This is a genomic window from Nonomuraea sp. NBC_00507 (assembly GCF_036013525.1).
GTDB lineage: Bacteria > Actinomycetota > Actinomycetes > Streptosporangiales > Streptosporangiaceae > Nonomuraea.
The window spans coordinates 411,864-428,743 of record NZ_CP107853.1 but is presented as its reverse complement, the minus strand read 5'-3'; the positions used below and the strand labels follow the sequence as shown (position 1 = coordinate 428,743).

Here is a 16,880-nt window from a genome sequence, read left to right as displayed (position 1 = left end):
AACGGAACGTTCTGCTCTTACTATAGCAGAACGGAACGCTTCATTCCATATAGTTCTTGAGTGAGATGGCGTTCGCGGCCCGGTGGATCGGCCCCGCGATCCGCTCGACCATGCGGTCGCGTCCCGGCAGGTGGGGCAGCAGCTTGATCATCTTGATCTGGATCCAGAGGGCAAGGCGTGACGGGATCACCATGCCCTTGAGGTTGGCCTCGGCGAGCGCCTGGTTGGCCGCGACGAAGCCGCGCAGCTCCCGCTCGTAGCCGTCCGCGCCGCGGCCTGTGGCCAGCTCGCCGGCCAGCACGTACGCCCCCACGAGCGCCAGACTCGTGCCCTGCCCCGAGGCCGGCGAGGCGCAGTACGCCGCGTCACCCACCAGCATGGCCCGGCCCTTCGACCAGCGGTCCATCTGGATCTGGCCGACCGAGTCGAAGTAGAAGTCCTTGGCGTCCCGCACGGACTCGAGCAGCCCGGGAACCTCCCAGCCGGTCCCCTCCATGGCTCGCGCCAGCAGCTCCTTCTGCTCGGTCACGCTCCTGTGGTCGTAGGCCAGCGGTGGCGACGACCACATGAATAACGCTTTGGCGCCCGTGTCCTGGCGGGTGCTGTAGACGTTCGCGGTCCGGCCCGGCGCCGCGTGCACGGCCTCCTCGCGGTCCAGGCCCAGCGTGTTGGGCACCGTGCAGATCGAGATGTAGTGGCCGAGGTGGCGGGCGAAGCGCTCCTCCTCGCCGAAGGCCAGCCTCCTGACGTTGGAATGGGCGCCGTCCGCCCCGATGACCAGGTCGAACGCACGCGGCTGCGCGCGTTCGAAGGTCACCGTGCCGTCGTCGGCGATGCCGGTGATCGAGTCGTCGAAGACGTACTCCACCTTGTCGCGCGTCAGCTCGTACAGCAGTTCGTTGAGGTCGCCGCGCATGATCTCGATGTCGTCGCCCATGCGGCCGCCGAACAGGGCGGCGTCCATGGTCGCGACCGGCCTGCCCTTGGCGTCGTAGTGGGTGGCGACCCGCATGTCCGTGCTCCTGGCGCGGACCGCGTCCATGAGCCCCATGCGCTCGATCACCTGGAGCGCCGCGCCCCGGATGTCGATCTTGTAGCCGCCTTCGCGGATGGCGGGCGCCCGCTCCACCACGGTGACGGTGAAGCCGTGCCTGTGCAGCCAGTAGGCCGTCGTCGTGCCGGCGATGCTGGCACCGGAGATCAGAATGTTCGTCATGCCGATGACGTTACATCCGTCTCAGACGCTTGTCTAGGACGACTGTGCTATTCTCTGGGTATGGGAAACAGAGAAGATCTCCTGGCAGGGGCGAAGCGGTGCCTCATCGAGAAGGGCTACTCACGCACGACGGCGCGGGACATCGCCAACGCTTCCGGCGTGAGCCTGGCGGGCATTGGCTACCACTTCAGGTCGAAGGACGCGCTGATGAACGAGGCGCTGTTCGAGGTGATGCGGGAGTGGGGCGACGACCTGGGTGCGACTCTGTCGGCCGACGTCAAGCAGGACGCCACGCCGCTTGAGCGGTTCGAGGCGGCGTGGGATCGGGTGGTGGAGTCGTTCTCGCGGCTGCGGCCGCTGTGGGTCACCCAGTTCGAGTTGCTGGGGCAGATCGATCACATACCAGAGGTGCGCGAACAGCTCGTCCGCGGCATCAAGGAGGCGCGGCTTGGGCTGACCGAGTTGTTCGACGGCATCGAGCCAGGGAGCGATCCTGAGCGTGAGCGGCTGACCGGAACGTTCTACCAGGCCATGCTGACCGGGTTCCTGTCCCAGTGGCTGCTCGACCCGGACAGCGCGCTGTCGGGCCGCGAGGTCGTCGCGGCCCTGCGCATGGTCGTCTCCTAGAAGGCGCTGATGGTGGCCGGCGCGCGTTCGGCACGGCTCAGCGTGCGGATGACGGCCGTGGCCCCGTGCCGGTGCACGGCCAGCCGGGCCAGCAGCTCGACCGCCGGATCGATGACCGACTCAGGCAGGGCAGGCGTCTCGACGCCCACGCTGGCGGCCAGGTCGTCGGAGTGCACGACCAGCTCGACCAACCTGGTCAGCAGGAAGTCGTCCAGCGTGAGCGACCAGTTCGCCCACGGCAGGTGCACGACCCGGTCGGCGGGCTCGGCGGGCAGCGCGGCGGTCAGCAGGTCGAGCAGTGCCTGCGTGCGCTCCACCAGCGCGACCGGCCCGTCGGCGGCGGCCGCCTCCCCGCCCCGCCGGACGAAGACGTTGCTCTCGTGGTCGAGGCCCGCCTGCACCCATGGTGACCTGGAAAAGTGCTCGATGAGTCCGATCGGCTCCTGGGCGGCTCCGTTGTCGGCCGCCAGCGCGTCGCGAACCCTCACGATCTGGTGGGCCAGGTGTCCGGCCAGTCCGCCGACGCTGAATTCTGTGAGCGCGCTCGGCTTGTCCCACGCCCCGGCCACGGCCGGGTCGCGCAGGAGCGACACGGCCGACCCTGCGGCGACCAGATAGGACTGCCTGCTCTCCCCCATATGTCGCCCTTCCGCTGATTCAGGTGGTAACTCGGGCCAACACTATCCCTCCGACGATGAGCGCGAGCGCCGTCATCCTGCCCACTGAGACGGCCGGCATCAGGATCAGCCAGTTCATCGGGCCGCCTCCTTCAGCGCCGCCTCCAGGGACTCCTCGTGCCGGCCGCGCAGGTAGCGCTCCTGGTGGTCGTACGGCTCGCGGGGCGTGCCCGGGCCGTACGCGCCGCCGCGCGCGCCGGTCACCACGAACGAGCGGCCTGCGAGCGACATCACGACGGCCCACGCCCGCCGGTGGGCGGGGGGTGCGGACCGCCTCCTCATAACGCGAAATTTCGGTTATCTCGTGCTCAAGGATGTAGTCGCACAACTCCGTCCAAGCCTCGCCGATGTGCGGCACGGGTTGTGCGGCCAGGTCGCGGTAGACGTACCCGGCCTGCGGATTGGCGGCTCGCCAGGTCTCGGCGTAGACGCTCGACAACCTGCGCGAGAACGACGCCGCGCGGCGTGCGCTGGCGTCCAGATGCAGCAACATGATCTCTCCAATAACTGGACACGATGTCCGGTTCACGATAACCGGACGACGTGTCCACCTACAATGGGCGACATGGAGAGAGCCGACGCCGCGCGCAACCGCGCCCGGATCCTCGAAGCGGCAGCCCAGCTCTTCGTCGAGAAGGCGCCGCACGACGTGACAATGGACGACATCGCCAGGAGGGCGGGGGTGGGCCGGGGCACGCTTTATCGCCGCTACCCGGACCGGGCCTCGATCGCCGTTGCGCTGCTCGACGAGCACGAACGGGAGCTGCAGGAACGGCTGCTGCGCGGCGAGCCGCCGCTGGGCCCGGGCGCGCCGGCCGCCGAGCGGCTAGCCGCCTTCTACGCTGCCATGGTGCGGCTGCTGGAGGACCACGCGCACCTGGTGCTCGGCTCGGAAGTGGGCCGCACGCGCTTCGAGACCGGCGCGTACGGTTTCTGGCGGGCACACGTGCGGGTGCTCCTGGTCGCCGCCGGCACGCCCGGCCCCGACGCGCTGGTCGACGTCCTGCTCGCGCCTCTGGCCCCCGAGGTGTACAGCTATCAGCGCTCGGTGCTCGGTCTGACCCCCGCCCAGATCAGCGAGGCGCTGACCAGGCTCACGGCGATTCTAGAACCCTCGTGACCGTGGACCTGATGAACGCGCGGGCCAGCTTGGCCCTCCTGAACCGGCTCAGCGGCGGTGCCGTCGTGCCGTACCTGCGGGCGCGCACATCGGCCACCACGATCGCGGGCGCGCCCAGCTCGTGCAGCACCTCCAGGGCCTCCCGCTTGCTGATCAGCCGCCCGTCCCGCAGTGTGACCACGGCCCTAGCGACCGTGACCATGCCCAGGTCCACCCAGATGTCGTGCAGCCACCGGCGCCGTCCCCCCGTCCTGTCCAGCCAGAAGTCCCGCAGGTCCGCCCGGACGTACTCGGCCAGCTCCGCGTCCGAGACCGGCGGCAGCAGGCCGGTGGGCGGCGGCCCGTGCAGCTCCAGGGGCGTGGTGTGCAGTTCGCGCCGGGTGACGGCGGTGACCGGACGCCGGAAGATCTGCGCGTGCGCCCATGTCACGTGCTCGGCCGACAGGTCCGCCAGCTCCTGCCTGGCCATGTACGAGCAGTGCAGCTTGTCCGCCAGCGGCAGGTCGATGGCCCGGTGCAGGGCCTTGAGCCGCCGCCACTGCGCCATCGTGATGGGCTCGGCGACGACGGCGATGAGGTCCAGGTCGCTGCGGCCAGGCTGGTAGTCGTCGGTCGCCAGTGAGCCGTGCGCCCATAACGCGACAAGGGGAACGGCCGGCTCCACTGCCTCGAGGAAATGCCTTAGCAGGCGGTCGGTCGCTGCGTGCATGATGGCAACTATGATCGATACACGCCGAGGTGAAAAGGTCGCGTTGATCACTGGTGTGGGACGCACCATTGGCATCGGCGCGGGAATCGCCCGCCAACTGGCGGCTTCGGGCTGGGACATCGCCTTCACTTACTGGCATGCCTACGACGAACGCATGACCTGGGGGCCCGAGCCGACGGCGACGGAGGCGATCACGAAGGATCTCGCCGAGCGTGGCGCGGCCACCGCCGCCATCGAGGCGGATCTCATCGACGTCGAGACCCCCGCACGCGTCTTCGACGAGGTGGAGCGGCAATTGGGCCAGGTCACCGCCCTGGTGATGTGCCACTGCGAATCGGTCGACTCCGGCCTGCTCGACACCACCGTGGAGAGCTTCGACCGGCACTTCGCCGTGAACGCGCGTGCCACGTGGCTGCTGATCCGGGAGTTCGGCAGGCGTTTCCAGGGCGCCAAGGGGTCCGGCCGGATCATCGCCCTCACCAGCGACCACACGGTCGGCAACCTGCCGTACGGGGCGAGCAAGGGCGCGCTGGACCGCATCACCCTGGCGGCCGCCTCTGAGCTCGCTCACCTCGGCATCAACGCGAACGTCATCAATCCCGGCCCGGTGGACACCGGTTGGATATCGGACGAGCTGCGCGAGACCCTCGTCGGACGCATAGCGCGCGGCCGCCTCGGCACCCCGGAAGACACCGCGCACCTCGTCGACTTCCTCTGCTCGCCGCAGGGGGAGTGGATCAACGGCCAATTGCTGATGAGCAACGGCGGCTGGGCCTGAACGGAGAGCAGACGCCCATGCCCGTCACCCCCTCCGCCGGCTGACCGCCCGGCTCGTCAGGGGGTGCTGAACAGGGCGCTCACCGACTCGCCGTCGTGGATGCGGCGCATGGCCTCGGCCAGGGCGGGCGCGATCGACAGGACCGTGAGCTTGTCGCTGGGCTTGGGCGGCGGCACGGTGTTCGTGCAGACGATCTCCTCGATCTCCGGCAGCGCGCTCAGCCGCTCCACCGCCCCGCTGGAGAACAACCCGTGCGTGCAGGCCACGCGCACCGAGCGCACGCCGCGCTCGCGCAGCCGGTCGAGCAGCTCGATGACCGTGCTGCCCTTGGCGATCTCGTCGTCCAGGACGATGACGTCCTTGCCCGCCACGTCGCCGATGACCGAGCTGATCACCACGCGGTCGTCGCTGAAGCGTTGTTTGGCGCCCATCGCGACGCCGGTGCCGAGCAGGCGGGCGAAGTGGGCGGCCTCCTTGGCGTTGCCGAGGTCCGGGGAGACGACGACCGTGTTCGACAGGTCGTACTGACGGAAGTGCGCGGCCAGCTCCCGCAGTGCGTGCAGGTGGTCGACCGGGACGCTGAAGAAGCCGTGCACCTGCGGCGAGTGCAGCGTCATCGCCAGCACCCGGTTGGCGCCCGCGGCCACCATCAGGTCGGCGACCAGCCGCGCGCCGATGGAGATGCGTGGCGCGTCTTTCTTGTCCGATCTGGCATAGGCGTAGTGCGGGAGCACGACGGTGGTCCTGGCCGCGGACGCGCCGCGCGCGGCGTCCAGCATGAGCAGCAGTTCGACCAGGTGCTCCTGGACGGGCGGCACCAGGGGCTGGATGAGGAAGACGTCACGCTCGCGGCAGTTGGCCTGCAACTGCACTTCCAGTACGTCGTTGGCGAAGCGACTGACCTGGACGGGGTGCAGGGGAGTGCCCAGGTGGGCACAGATCTCTTCGGCCAGTTCGGGGTGGGCGGTGCCGCTGAACACGGTGATGTCTCGCACGGTTCCCAGAGCATAGCGACCAGGTGTACAGGTTCACGAGAGCAGGTCGGGGGTGAGCGCGTCGAGTCCAGGCAACACCCGCCAGGCCAGCGCGAGCGCGTCCGGCGCGGGCGGGTACGCCGGGTGCGGCACGGCGATCACCCGCATCCCGGCGGCGTGCGCCGACCGCAGGCCGTTGCTCGAATCCTCGACCGCCACGCACCCGCGCGGGTCGACCTTCATCCGCCGCGCCGCCTCCAGATATCCGTCCGGCGCCGGCTTGCCGCGCGCGACCTCCTCGGTGGACACCGTGGCCGCGAAACACTCCTTCAGCTCGGCCGCGGCCAGCACCACGTCGATCAGCCGGCGCGGCGACGAGCTGGCCAGCCCCAGCGTGACGTGCCCGGAGGTGCGCCGCACCGCCTCCACCGCACCGGGCAGCAGCGGCACCTCGTCGCGGTAGCGCGCGGCCATCTGATCCACCACGCCGCGCGCGATCTCGTCCGGCGTCATCCGCACCCCCAGCTCGGCCAGGTACGCGGCCCACTCGCCGGTGCTCATGCCCATGAGCCTGGACTGGGTGTCCGGCTGCCACGTGCCGCCGTGCTCGGCGACGAACGCCCGTCGCACCTCCTCCCATACCGGCTCGGAATCGACCAGCACGCCGTCGAGGTCGAACACGCACGCTTCCATGGCATCTCCCGTGGGGATCGACAGGTCCAACATCATCGCATGTCCTTATTGCCCGAGATTCATCCTCTTAGGGGCGTTCATTGAGCTACCCCGGGCTGAATATCGGGCATGCGGCTAGGCATGGCAGATCTTCCATTTCACGACAAGGGCGACTTTGCGGACGCGGACCGGGGATTCATCGCCAAGCTCAGCCCCGCCGTGATCAAGACTGTGGACGGCAGGGTCATCTGGGACGGCGACTCCTACGACTTCCTCCAGGGGGAGTGCCCGAGGACGGCCCATCCCAGCCTGTGGCGGCAGGCCCAGTTGTGTGCCAGACAAGGTCTGTATGAGGTCACCGACGGCATCTACCAGGTACGCGGCCTGGACCTGTCCAACATGACGCTGGTCGAGGGCGAGAGCGGCGTCATCGTCGTCGACCCGTTGATCTCCACCGAGTGCGCCGCCGCCGCGCTGAAGCTGTACCGGGCCCACCGCGGTCCCCGGCCCGTCACCGCCGTGATCTACACGCATCCCCACGCCGACCACTTCGGCGGCGTCCGCGGCGTCACCCGCGGCGGGGTGCCCATCCTGGCCGCTGCCGGGTTCCTCGAACAGGCGGTGTCGGACACCGTGTACGCGGGCCCGGCGCTCACCCGCCGCGCCGTCTACATGTACGGCCCCGCCCTGCCCCGCTCGCCCGAAGGCCAGATCGGCTGCGGCCTCGGCATGACCGTCTCGACGGGCAGCCTGTCCTTCATCCCGCCCACGGTCGGCATCACCCGCACCGGACAGGAAGAGACGATCGACGGCGTACGGATGGTCTTCCAGCTCGGCTCGGGCGCCGAGATGACGATCCTCCTGCCCGACCGCCACGCGTTGTGCCTGGCCGAGAACGCCACCCACAACCAGCACAACCTGCTGTCCCTGCGCGGCGGCCCGTACCACGATGCCCGGGCCTGGGCGCGGGGCCTCAACGAGACACTGTCCCTGTTCGCCGGCCAGGCCGACGTCGCCTTCGCCGCACACCACTGGCCGACGTGGGGCCGCGACGACATCGCCCGTTTCCTGTCCAGGCAGCGCGACATGTACGCCTACCTGCACGACCAGACCCTGCGCCTGCTCAACAAGGGCCTGACGGCGGCCGAGATCGCCGAGGCCGTGCAGCTGCCGCCCGAGCTCGAGCGCTCCTGGTACACCCACGGCTACCACGGCTCGGCCAGCCACAACGTCAAGGCCGTCTACCAGCGGTACGTGGGCTGGTTCGACGGCAACCCCGCGCACCTGTGGGAGCACCCGCCGCGGGAGAGCGCGATCCGCTACGTCGAGTGCCTGGGCGGCGGCGCGGCCGTGGTCGAGTTCGCCCGGCGTTACCTGGCCGAGAACGACCTGCGCTTCGCCGCCCAGCTGCTCAACCACGCCGTCTTCGCCGACGAGGGCAACAAGGAGGCCCGCGACCTGCTCGCCGAGGTCTACACCAGGCTCGGCCGCGGCGCGGAGAACGCCACGTGGCGCAACTTCTACCTCATGGGCGCGCTGGAGCTGGCGGACGGCATCGTGCCTGCCACCGCCGACACCGTCCCGGCCGATCTGTGCGCCGCGCTGAGCGTGGAGCAGATCTTCGACTCGCTGGCCATCCGCGTGGACGGCCCGCGGGCCTGGCACGAGCGCCTGGCCATCGACTGGCACCTGACCGATCTGGGGGAGCGGCACCGTACGACGTTGTCCAACGGGGCGCTGATCCACCAGGCCGAGCCGCGTGACGAGGCCGCGGACCTGACGTTGCGGCTGACGAAGGCGCAGCTGCTCGGCCTGCTGTCGGGCAAGGGCGTCGAAGGCGTGGAACGGGAGGGCGACACCTCGGCGCTGCGGCGGCTGGTGGCGGTGCTGGACCGGCCGGTGACCGACTTCGCCATCGTCACGGCGTGAGGGCCCGTCGGCGCTGCTGGAGGGCTATCGGGCGGCGCTTGCGGCGGCCTCAGTCGGAGCGCCGTCCGGCCGCCGCACCCAGCGCCCGGCAGGCCAGGGCCAATAGGGTGACCACCATGGCCGCGACGCCGGGGCCCAGCACCAGCGGCACCGTCAGCCCGCCCGCGTGCCAGGCCGCCGCCAGGACCGCCGCCGACGTCAGCGCGCCCACCCCGAACATCGCCCCCCACAGGGGCAGCACATGCAGGTAGGAGAAGAGCAACGGGAACGCCAGCCACACGAACGGCGGCGCCGCCACGGCCAGCACCGCCCAGCCCGCGGTCACCGAGCCCAGCCACACCCGCTTGCCCTCGATCGCGAAACCGGCGGCGTAGGCCAGACCGAGCAGCATGCCGCCGACGGCCACGGCCACGCGATCCTCGCGCAGCAGGCCGAGCACGGCGACCACCAGCAGCCCGTAGGCGGTGGCATGCACCGTCCACAGCAGCATTCGCAACGGAATGTCCATCATCAGTCACTAAGCGTAACTGGTGGTGGACTGCCACCGCCAGATGCGTCAGGCGGTGCGGCGAGGTCGCTGGACAGCGGTGATCAGGTAGTACAGCACCCCCGCCAGCACGAGCGCGATGACCACGCCGATGTTCGCCGCCCCGAACGTGCTCTTCTCCAGGTCCTCACTCATCAGGAAGCCCACGACGTTCGCGATGTTCTGGTCGGCGGACGTGATGAGGCCGAGCCCCACCGCCGACGCCACCACCAGCGACAACACGCCGGGCCAGTTGACGGCCGGCGCTCCGGCCCGTAGCAGCCGCTCGTCGTAGGCCCGGCCGCCGGCCCGCAGCCGCCACATGTCCACCAGGAAGATCGCGACCCAGGCCGCCATCACCACGCCGACGATCGCCAGGAACGCCTGGAAGGTGGCGAGGAAGCTGCTGGAGACGAACAGCAGGTAGTAGCCGCCGAGCACCATGAGCAGCCCGTCGATCAGCACCGCGTAGTGCCGCCTGATCGGCACCCCGAGCGCCAGCATCGACAGCCCGGACGAATAAATGTCCATGATCGCCCCCGCCAGGAAACCGCCGATGGCGGTCAGCAGGTACGGCAGCAGGAACCACGTCGGCAGCGCCCCCGCCAGCGCCCCCACCGGGTCGCCGCCCGCCGCCCCGGCCAGTTGCGGATCGCCGCCCGCGAGCAGCACCCCGAACACGAGCAGCACCATCGGCGGCAGCGCGCCCCCGAGCGCCGTCCACAGCGCAACCGATCTCGGAGGGGAGCTCGTGGGCAGGTAACGCGAATAGTCGGCGCCGCAGTTGACCCAGCCCAGGCCCAGCAGGGTCATCGCGAAGATGATCCCGCCCACCCAGCCGCCGGGCCCGGCCGTGGTCTCCAGCGACGCACCGAGCCGGGGCATCATGAGGATCATGTAGATGACGGTCAGCACGATGAACGCGTACGTCAGATACCGCTGCACCACCATGATCATGGCGTGGCCATACACGCCGACGGCGATCACCACCACGGCAGCGACGGCGAAGCAGATTGCGGTGGCCGTCGTGCCGGGCAGGCCGGGCGCGAGCCGCGCCAGGATGGCCGCGCCGCTCTGAGCCGCCAGCGTGACCAGGACGATTTCCCAGCCGACGTTCGAGATGTAGGAGAACACCGTGGGCAGCTTGTTGCCCTGGTAGCCGAACGGGGCCCGCCCCAGCGTCATCGTCGGCACGCCCGACCGCGCGCCGCCGACCGCGACCAGGCCGACCAGCAGGAACGACAGCGCGTACCCGAGGGCGCCGGTGATGACGGCGGGCACGACGCCGAGGCCGAGGCCCACGATGTACACGCCGAACGCGACGCCGAACAGGGACAGGTTGGAGCCGGCCCACGGCCAGAACAGGTCACTGGGGCGGCCGCGCCGCTCCGCCTCGGGAACCGCGTTGATGCCGTTTTGCTCGACGGTCAGCGTGTCCATGATCGGACGTTACCTGCCTTCCACGGAGAAGCCCATCCCTGAGGCATTCATGGGTAGCCAGGGGCGATATTTCATAGCTTGCGGGGAATCATCGTCGGGCCGCGGCGGCCGTACCGACTCCTGCCGGGCGGAGAGGGAGCCGTCATGGGGGCGTCCGGATTCGACTCGCGCCGGCACGCTCTGGCCGTGTGCCTGGTGGCGGCCTTCATGAGCGGTCTCGACGTGAGCATCGTGAACGTGGCGCTGCCATCCATCAGGGAAGGGCTGGGGGCGACGGAGGACGGGCTGCAGTGGACGCTGTCCGGGTACGCGCTCACGTTCGGGCTGCTGCTGATTCCGGCCGGGAGGCTGGGCGATGCCAGGAGCCGGCGGGCGATCTTCATGTTCGGAGTGGCGTTGTTCACGCTCGCCAGCGCGGCATGTGGGTTCGCCGGCAACATGCCGCTGCTGATCACGGCCAGGCTGGTGCAGGGCATGGCGGCCGGCATGCTGAACCCGCAGGTCTCGGGGCTGATCCAGCAGATGTTCCAGGGGTATGAGCGGGCGCGGGCGTTCGGCGTGCTCGGCGCCACCATCGGCCTGTCCACGACCGCGGGGCCGCTGATCGGCGGTGCCCTGGTCAGCGCCTTCGGGCCCGATTACGGATGGCGGTGGGTGTTCCTGGTGAACCTGCCGATCGGCATCGCCCTCCTGCCTCTGGCCTACCGCGTGCTCCCGGCCCCGCGCCCCACGGCGGTGTCCCGGGATGGCCGGCGGCGCGAGAGCATGGATCCGGTGGGCGTGCTGCTGCTCGGCGTCGGCATCGCGGGCCTGTTGCTGCCGTTCATCCAGCGGCATCAATGGGAGGGCGGGACCAAGTGGCTGCTCATCCCCGCCGCGTTCACCGTGCTGGCCGGGTTCGTGGCGTGGGAGCGGGTCCATCCCCGCGAGCCGCTGGTGAACCTGTTCCTCTTCCGCAAGCGCTCCTACAGCCTGGGCTCGGCCATCGCCCTGTTCTACTTCGCCGGCTTCACCGGCATCTTCTTCACCTTCACGCTGTACCTGCAGAGCGGCCTCCACTACAGCCCGCTGATGGCCGGGTTGTCGATCACGCCGTTCGCCCTCGGCTCGGCCTCGGCGTCTGTGGTCGGCGGGCGGCTCGTGTCGCGGGCCGGACGGCGGGTGGTGGCCGTCGGCCTCACCACGGTGATCGTCGGGCTCTGCGCCACGATGGCCGCGACCGCGCTGGTGCCCGGCCAGGGGGTCGGGCTGGCGACCGCGTTGCCGCTCCTGGCCGCGGGGGTGGGCAGCGGCCTGGTGATCTCGCCCAACCAGGCGATCGCCCTGTCCGAGGTGCTACCCGAAGGCGGTGGAAGCGCGGCCGGGGTGCTGCAGACGGGTCAGCGGCTGGGGTCGGCCATCGGGATCGCGGCGGCGGGCTCGACGTTCTTCGGCTCACTGGCCGACGGCTGGCCGACGGCCTTCCGTCACGGCCTACTGGTGGTGCTGCTCTTCGTCGCCATCGCCCTCGCCGCCGCCGTCTACGACCTCATCCGCACCTACCGCTCCGCTCCACGGGACCAGCGCTGACCGCCCCGCCCGGCTTGTTCAGCAGCACAGGAGCTCGCCTCCACCGCCCGGCCCGGCTCGTTCGGCTCGTTCGGCCGGGCCGGCCCGGCACGTTCAGCCGGCCAGGAGCCTCGCCTCCACCGCCGGATCGATCCCCTTCAGCGGCCGATCCGGCCGCATCGGAGCCACACCGCCGAGGCTCAGCAACCACGCCCACGTATCGGCCACCGTCTCCGCCACGGGCCGCAGGCGCAGCCCCGCCGCCACGGCCTTGGACACGTCACCTCCGTGCATGTAGTCGTAGTCCTCGCCCACCAGCCAGATCGGCAGCTGGATCCACGGCGTCACCCCAGCCGCCAGGATCGCCTCAGCCTCGACCCACCGCAGCTCGGCTTCGGCCCCGGTCACCTTCACGCAGGTCTCGAGCAGCTCCCGCATCGTCACGAACCCCGGAGGGCTCACCACGTTGAACGCCCCGCCGATCCCGCGCTCGGCCGCCCGCAGGCACCACACGGCCAGGTCACGCGCGTCGACGTATTGCAAACCGAGGTCGGCGGGCCCGGGCGCGAGCACCGGCCCGCCACGGGCGACCCTGCTCAGCCACCACGGCAGCCGCCCGACGTTCTCGTAAGGCCCGATGATCAGCCCCGCCCTGGCCAGCAGTGCCCGCTCTCCAAACGCCGCGACCGCCGCCAGCTCCGCCCCCGCCTTGTTCCTGGCGTAGTCGGAGGCGTCGTCATCGTCGGCGGAGGCCGCCACGACCGGCGCGCTCTCGTCCGCGCCGAAAGGCAAGGGCTCGGCGTAGACCGACCTGCTGGACACGTAGACGTAGTGACCCGCGCGCTCGGCCAGCAGCGACGCGGCGTCCCTGACCGCGGAGGCCGCCCACGACCAGGTGTCGACCACGACGTCCCATTCGCCGTGTTCCAGGGCTGCCAGCCCGCCGGCCGCCGTCCGGTCACCGCGTAACGCCGTCACCCCCGCAGGCGGCTCGTGGCTGCCCCGGTTGAACACCGTCACGTCCCATCCCAGGCCCAGCGCCTCTTCGACGACAGCGCGCCCAACGAACTCCGTGCCACCCAGCACCAGAACCTTCATGGCACCTCACTCTGGCCCAGGCGCCTCCGCGCAACCAGAGGTCCACGCCATCAGCGGAATCGCCACAAGCGAAAACCCGAGGTGCTCAGACCGATTCTGGGCCGACCGCATGCACAGAGCGTGGCGAATCGCCCCTCTTGGTCCTCCGTTTACCCAATCTCGATCTATATAGCACCAGATCAAGTGGCTTGATGTTGTGTGGGCCACACCTGGGTAAGTGTCACAGACAGTGAGTACGGGGGATGGATGGCGACGAGGCTCTTTCCGCGTTCGATCCGGGCGCGCCTGACCATGATCGCGACTTTGGTCGCGGCGCTGGTCTTCACCGCCACGTCCACCATCACCCTCGCCACCGTGCCGAGCAGCCTGCACGGCCTGGTCTATGCCCGGGAGGAGTTGGCCGTGCGCAGGGTCGCCAACGACGCTCGCGACGGTCAGCTCCCGGCCCAGCTCGAGCCGGCGTCGAAGGTGCACCTCTTGCAGGTGGTCTCCCAGAAGGGCAAGGTGCTGGCCGCCACTCCCGACCTCCGTAGCGACCCGCCGATCCTGGGGGCCACGCGGGCCGTCCAACCCGGAAAGATCTACGTCACCGAGCAGCCGTTGCCACCGGCCCTGGGCGAGGAGGAGGGGGAATACCTCGTCATGGCCATGCCCGTGCGCACACCCCAGGGCCTCCTCACCGTTTACGGCGCCGTCTCGCTCAACGAGGTCAACCGGTCCCTGACCTGGCTCTACCTTCTGGTCTTCCTCGGCACCCCGCTGGTCCTCCTGATGGTCGCCGGCACGACGTGGGCGGTGGTCGGGTTCGCCCTGCGCCCGGTCGAGCGTATCCGCGCCGAGATGGCGGAGATCACCGGTCTGGACCTCAGTAGGCGCGTCCCCGTACCCGACACCGGTGACGAGATCACCAACCTCGCCGCCACGACGAACCACACGCTCGACCGCCTCGAACGCTCCGCGGAAACCCAGCGCCGCTTCGTCGCCGACGCCTCGCACGAGCTCCGCAGCCCCATCTCGGCCCTGCGCACCCAGCTCGAGTTCGCCAACGCCTATCCGGAGGAAACGGACTGGGCGACCACCGGCGCCCGCGCCCTGGCCGCCGCCGAACGCCTCACCTCCATCATCGACGAGCTGCTGATGCTGGCCAAGCTGGACGCGGGCGCGGTCATGCACCGCCGCGTGGTGGACATGTGCCACGTGGCAGCCGAGCAAGTGCGCCGCCGCGAACCGCCCAGAGTCCCCATCGTCCTGGCCCCCTGCCACCCGGCGCCCGTCCACGGCTCACCCGTGCAGCTCGACCGCCTCCTGACGAACCTCCTCGACAACGCCACCCGGCACGCCGCCACCAGAATCGACCTCTCGGTCACGGTCGAGGACGACAAGGTGATCGTCACGGTGACGGACGACGGCGAGGGCATCCCGCCGGAGGACAGGGAGCGGGTCTTCGAACGATTCACCCGCCTGGAGAGCGCCCGGGTCAAGGACAAGGGCGGCAGCGGCCTCGGCCTCCCCCTGTCCCGCGAAATCGCCACCGCCCACGGCGGCACGCTGACCATCGCCGAGCACGAACCGGGGGCCCGCTTCGTGGTCGTGCTCCCGCTGTACGAGGGCGGGCCGTAGATTCCGGAGGCGACGGCTCAGTAGGAGACCGTGATCGCGCGGGCGGGGCCGTCGAGGCGGATCCGGCCACCGTACGGGATCACCAGCTTCGGGTCGGTGTGCCCGAAGTCGACGTCGAAGACGATCAGCGCGTCGTCGTTGTACTCGGCGAACGCACGCAGCACCGCCTCCCGCTGGTCACGCGCGTACACGATCCGCTCCTCAGGAGTGGTGCGGCGCTCGAGCGACCAGCCCCGGGCACGCCCGACCATGACGCCGCCGAAGCGCCGCAGCAGCCCACGCTCACCCATGCAGCGCAGGATCCGGTAAACCTCCGTGGCGCTCGGCATCTCCTCCGAGGTCTCGAAGAACAGCACCCCGCCCTCATGCTCGTCAGCCGGTCGGATCGCGCGGCCGGCCATCAGCAGCCACGACACGATCTCCAGGCATCCGCCCCAGCTCACACCCTCGACGACCCGGTCCGCGTTGTGCCAGGTCCAGCCGTCCGGGCACGGCGTCATCGGCGGCTCGCTCGCGAACGTCTCGGGCTCGTCCCACGGCCGGTCCACGTCGGTGTAGGCAGTGGCCGCCCGCAACTCGTACGGACCGGTGGTGAACAGCGCGGCATGCAGCGACTCCGCGGTGAGCGGATGCATCGCCCCCGCCCGGCCGAACTCGGTCATGACCGCGCCGCCGTGGTATCCGACGATCCCGAGATCCCAGAGGAAGGCCAGCATGTTGGTGGCGTCGCTGTAGCCGAAGAACGGCTTCGGATGGGCCTTCAGCAGGTCGCGGTCGAGGTGGGCCAGCACGGTGATCTGGTCGTCGCCGCCGATGCTGCTGAGCACGGCGGCGATGTCCGGGTCGGCGAAGGCGGCATGGAGGTCCCTGGCGCGGTCGGCCGCCGACGACCCCATCCTGCGGGTCGTCGGATACTCCACGGGGACCAGGCCGAAGTCGTCGCGCAGCCGCCGCAACCCCAGCTCGTACGGCATCGGGAAGATCTCCGGCAGCCCGGCGGACGGCGACACGACGGCCACCCGGTCACCGGGCTTCGGCTTGCCGGGGTAGGAGGGGCTATGCATGAAAAGTATCTTTACTGATTCCCTGCGCCCGCGCGGACACAAGCATCACACTGTTCCGTGCGGCCACGCACGTGCTCTCTTCCGTCCTCGGACGATACCCCTCCATGGAACACGTGCTGGCCGTCGCCGGACGCACGGCACGGGCTGACGACTATTGGCCGAGATAGTCGTAGCGCGGCGGAGCTTGGCTGACGATGAGCTCACCATCGCGGACTTGCAGGCGGCGTCCAGCCAGCCCCCCCGCAGGGAAGGTCCAGCCTTGGGTTTCTCCTTGGCGGATGATGCGTTCGGCCTTTTCCCGCTGTCCGTAGAACTCCACCCAGCCGCGTATGTAGACCCAGACGCCCATGACTCGATGATGGTGGTAGAGGAAGCCGGCTTACCCCCGGGAGTCAGTTCCGGTCCCAGATCCGCCCGGTGGCCCAGGCCCGTCACGAGTTCCGTTGTCCACGACGATCACGCGTTCCCCGTCGATCGACTGGACCAGCACCTCCTCCCAGAGCTGTTCAGCCTCTGACGCCCAGACGAAGAGCTTGTGAAGGTAGGCGTCCTCATCGCCGTCAACCCAGTCGAGGTCGATCTCAGCCAGGCGCCGCACGTAGCTCCCGTCCGACACGCCGATGTGGCGCAGGGTGGAAAGGATGCCGCCAAAAGCGCCGACGCCACGAACGTCGAGCTGTCGCGCAGACAGATCCTGATCCCGGCAGAAGCTCACCAGCTGTTTTGTCGCCCAGTTGTTGTGGCGGATTGCATCGAGCACGACCTCATTCACGATCCGCTCCTCTTTGCGGCACCACGTAGCCAAGATGCTGCCGAGACATCGCGAGCGGTCGCAACGCATATAACGCCAATGCGCCAACCAGGCCGAGGCCCGTCACATCA

Annotated in this window: 18 protein-coding genes and 1 pseudogene; 6 read left to right on the top strand and 13 right to left on the bottom strand. The window is 69.7% G+C overall.

Features of this window, described 5'->3' with window-relative positions; all coding sequences use genetic code 11:
* Positions 1–40 precede the first annotated feature (40 nt).
* Entirely contained in the window at positions 41–1,216 is a 1,176-nt protein-coding gene (locus tag OHA25_RS02205; protein ID WP_327585953.1) for an FAD-dependent monooxygenase, read from the bottom strand.
* Positions 1,217–1,276: 60 nt separating this feature from the next.
* Here OHA25_RS02205 and OHA25_RS02200 point away from each other — a divergent pair, with 60 nt between their 5' ends.
* The gene (locus OHA25_RS02200) at positions 1,277–1,843 is read left to right on the top strand and encodes a TetR/AcrR family transcriptional regulator (protein ID WP_327585952.1); all 567 of its coding nucleotides are present in this window, start codon (positions 1,277–1,279) and stop codon (positions 1,841–1,843) included.
* On the opposite strand, the gene OHA25_RS02195 is transcribed toward OHA25_RS02200, so the two are convergent.
* The 3 genes and pseudogenes from OHA25_RS02195 to OHA25_RS02185 all read right to left on the bottom strand — a co-directional run.
* Entirely contained in the window at positions 1,840–2,481 is a 642-nt protein-coding gene (locus OHA25_RS02195; RefSeq protein ID WP_327585951.1) for a maleylpyruvate isomerase N-terminal domain-containing protein, read from the bottom strand. The genes OHA25_RS02200 and OHA25_RS02195 overlap by 4 nt on opposite strands.
* 114 nt (positions 2,482–2,595) lie before the next feature.
* Entirely contained in the window at positions 2,596–2,802 is a 207-nt protein-coding gene (locus tag OHA25_RS02190) for a hypothetical protein (RefSeq protein WP_327591236.1), read from the bottom strand.
* A gap of 85 nt (positions 2,803–2,887) precedes the next feature.
* A pseudogene (locus OHA25_RS02185) lies at positions 2,888–3,013 on the bottom strand (FMN-dependent NADH-azoreductase); the annotation flags it as partial.
* Between the two features lie 72 nt (positions 3,014–3,085).
* Here OHA25_RS02185 and OHA25_RS02180 point away from each other — a divergent pair.
* Positions 3,086–3,640: a TetR/AcrR family transcriptional regulator gene (locus OHA25_RS02180; protein WP_327585950.1), complete on the top strand. Its 555-nt coding sequence runs from the start codon at positions 3,086–3,088 to the stop codon at positions 3,638–3,640.
* Here OHA25_RS02180 and OHA25_RS02175 read toward each other — a convergent pair.
* Entirely contained in the window at positions 3,615–4,349 is a 735-nt protein-coding gene (locus OHA25_RS02175) for a nucleotidyltransferase domain-containing protein (protein WP_327585949.1), read from the bottom strand. The genes OHA25_RS02180 and OHA25_RS02175 overlap by 26 nt on opposite strands.
* Before the next feature lies 1 nt (position 4,350).
* Between OHA25_RS02175 and OHA25_RS02170 the strand changes: the two genes are divergently transcribed.
* Positions 4,351–5,127 (top strand): SDR family oxidoreductase, encoded by a 777-nt coding sequence (locus OHA25_RS02170; RefSeq protein WP_327590909.1) that lies wholly within the window; start codon positions 4,351–4,353, stop codon positions 5,125–5,127.
* A 56-nt stretch (positions 5,128–5,183) separates the two neighbouring features.
* Here OHA25_RS02170 and OHA25_RS02165 read toward each other — a convergent pair whose 3' ends face one another.
* Positions 5,184–6,122, bottom strand: a complete 939-nt coding sequence (locus tag OHA25_RS02165) for a ribose-phosphate diphosphokinase (protein ID WP_327585948.1) — start codon at positions 6,120–6,122, stop codon at positions 5,184–5,186.
* A gap of 33 nt (positions 6,123–6,155) precedes the next feature.
* Positions 6,156–6,830 (bottom strand): HAD family hydrolase, encoded by a 675-nt coding sequence (locus tag OHA25_RS02160; RefSeq protein ID WP_327585947.1) that lies wholly within the window; start codon positions 6,828–6,830, stop codon positions 6,156–6,158.
* A gap of 84 nt (positions 6,831–6,914) precedes the next feature.
* On the opposite strand from OHA25_RS02160, the gene OHA25_RS02155 reads away from it, so the two are divergent.
* Positions 6,915–8,702, top strand: coding sequence for an alkyl/aryl-sulfatase (locus tag OHA25_RS02155; RefSeq protein WP_327585946.1), 1,788 nt, complete (start codon positions 6,915–6,917; stop codon positions 8,700–8,702).
* A gap of 49 nt (positions 8,703–8,751) precedes the next feature.
* On the opposite strand, the gene OHA25_RS02150 is transcribed toward OHA25_RS02155, so the two are convergent.
* On the bottom strand, positions 8,752–9,213 hold the full coding sequence (locus OHA25_RS02150) for a hypothetical protein (protein WP_327585945.1): 462 nt from the start codon (positions 9,211–9,213) through the stop codon (positions 8,752–8,754).
* Positions 9,214–9,258: 45 nt separating this feature from the next.
* Positions 9,259–10,668 carry a purine-cytosine permease family protein gene (locus OHA25_RS02145; RefSeq protein ID WP_327585944.1) on the bottom strand — a complete coding sequence of 470 codons (1,410 nt, stop codon included), beginning with the start codon at positions 10,666–10,668 and terminating at the stop codon, positions 9,259–9,261.
* A gap of 144 nt (positions 10,669–10,812) precedes the next feature.
* Here OHA25_RS02145 and OHA25_RS02140 point away from each other — a divergent pair, with 144 nt between their 5' ends.
* The gene (locus OHA25_RS02140) at positions 10,813–12,237 is read left to right on the top strand and encodes an MFS transporter (RefSeq protein WP_327585943.1); all 1,425 of its coding nucleotides are present in this window, start codon (positions 10,813–10,815) and stop codon (positions 12,235–12,237) included.
* Between the two features lie 93 nt (positions 12,238–12,330).
* Here the strand turns inward: OHA25_RS02140 and OHA25_RS02135 are convergent, their stop codons facing one another.
* Entirely contained in the window at positions 12,331–13,314 is a 984-nt protein-coding gene (locus OHA25_RS02135; protein ID WP_327585942.1) for an NAD-dependent epimerase/dehydratase family protein, read from the bottom strand.
* Between the two features lie 246 nt (positions 13,315–13,560).
* On the opposite strand from OHA25_RS02135, the gene OHA25_RS02130 reads away from it, so the two are divergent.
* Positions 13,561–14,934 carry a sensor histidine kinase gene (locus tag OHA25_RS02130; RefSeq protein ID WP_327585941.1) on the top strand — a complete coding sequence of 458 codons (1,374 nt, stop codon included), beginning with the start codon at positions 13,561–13,563 and terminating at the stop codon, positions 14,932–14,934.
* A 17-nt stretch (positions 14,935–14,951) separates the two neighbouring features.
* Here the strand turns inward: OHA25_RS02130 and OHA25_RS02125 are convergent, their stop codons facing one another.
* From OHA25_RS02125 to OHA25_RS02115, 3 genes are all read right to left on the bottom strand, one after another.
* Positions 14,952–15,998, bottom strand: coding sequence for a S66 family peptidase (locus OHA25_RS02125; RefSeq protein WP_327585940.1), 1,047 nt, complete (start codon positions 15,996–15,998; stop codon positions 14,952–14,954).
* 151 nt (positions 15,999–16,149) lie between these two features.
* The gene (locus tag OHA25_RS02120; protein WP_327585939.1) at positions 16,150–16,347 is read right to left on the bottom strand and encodes a hypothetical protein; all 198 of its coding nucleotides are present in this window, start codon (positions 16,345–16,347) and stop codon (positions 16,150–16,152) included.
* A 30-nt stretch (positions 16,348–16,377) separates the two neighbouring features.
* Complete coding sequence (locus OHA25_RS02115; RefSeq protein ID WP_327585938.1) at positions 16,378–16,770, bottom strand: hypothetical protein; 393 nt, start codon at positions 16,768–16,770, stop codon at positions 16,378–16,380.
* Between the last annotated feature and the right edge of the window lie 110 nt (positions 16,771–16,880).

Bases quoted from the DNA above. Each gene is read 5' to 3' on its own strand.
- OHA25_RS02205 (WP_327585953.1), bottom strand. From the start codon at position 1,216: ATGACGAACATTCTGATCTCCGGTGCCAGCATCGCCGGCACGACGACG.
- OHA25_RS02200 (WP_327585952.1), top strand. From the start codon at position 1,277: ATGGGAAACAGAGAAGATCTCCTGGCAGGGGCGAAGCGGTGCCTCATC.
- OHA25_RS02195 (WP_327585951.1), bottom strand. From the start codon at position 2,481: ATGGGGGAGAGCAGGCAGTCCTATCTGGTCGCCGCAGGGTCGGCCGTG.
- OHA25_RS02190 (WP_327591236.1), bottom strand. From the start codon at position 2,802: ATGAGGAGGCGGTCCGCACCCCCCGCCCACCGGCGGGCGTGGGCCGTC.
- OHA25_RS02180 (WP_327585950.1), top strand. From the start codon at position 3,086: ATGGAGAGAGCCGACGCCGCGCGCAACCGCGCCCGGATCCTCGAAGCG.
- OHA25_RS02175 (WP_327585949.1), bottom strand. From the start codon at position 4,349: ATGCACGCAGCGACCGACCGCCTGCTAAGGCATTTCCTCGAGGCAGTG.
- OHA25_RS02170 (WP_327590909.1), top strand. From the start codon at position 4,351: ATGGCAACTATGATCGATACACGCCGAGGTGAAAAGGTCGCGTTGATC.
- OHA25_RS02160 (WP_327585947.1), bottom strand. From the start codon at position 6,830: ATGATGTTGGACCTGTCGATCCCCACGGGAGATGCCATGGAAGCGTGC.
- OHA25_RS02155 (WP_327585946.1), top strand. From the start codon at position 6,915: ATGGCAGATCTTCCATTTCACGACAAGGGCGACTTTGCGGACGCGGAC.
- OHA25_RS02150 (WP_327585945.1), bottom strand. From the start codon at position 9,213: ATGATGGACATTCCGTTGCGAATGCTGCTGTGGACGGTGCATGCCACC.
- OHA25_RS02145 (WP_327585944.1), bottom strand. From the start codon at position 10,668: ATGGACACGCTGACCGTCGAGCAAAACGGCATCAACGCGGTTCCCGAG.
- OHA25_RS02140 (WP_327585943.1), top strand. From the start codon at position 10,813: ATGGGGGCGTCCGGATTCGACTCGCGCCGGCACGCTCTGGCCGTGTGC.
- OHA25_RS02135 (WP_327585942.1), bottom strand. From the start codon at position 13,314: ATGAAGGTTCTGGTGCTGGGTGGCACGGAGTTCGTTGGGCGCGCTGTC.
- OHA25_RS02130 (WP_327585941.1), top strand. From the start codon at position 13,561: ATGGCGACGAGGCTCTTTCCGCGTTCGATCCGGGCGCGCCTGACCATG.
- OHA25_RS02125 (WP_327585940.1), bottom strand. From the start codon at position 15,998: ATGCATAGCCCCTCCTACCCCGGCAAGCCGAAGCCCGGTGACCGGGTG.
- OHA25_RS02120 (WP_327585939.1), bottom strand. From the start codon at position 16,347: ATGGGCGTCTGGGTCTACATACGCGGCTGGGTGGAGTTCTACGGACAG.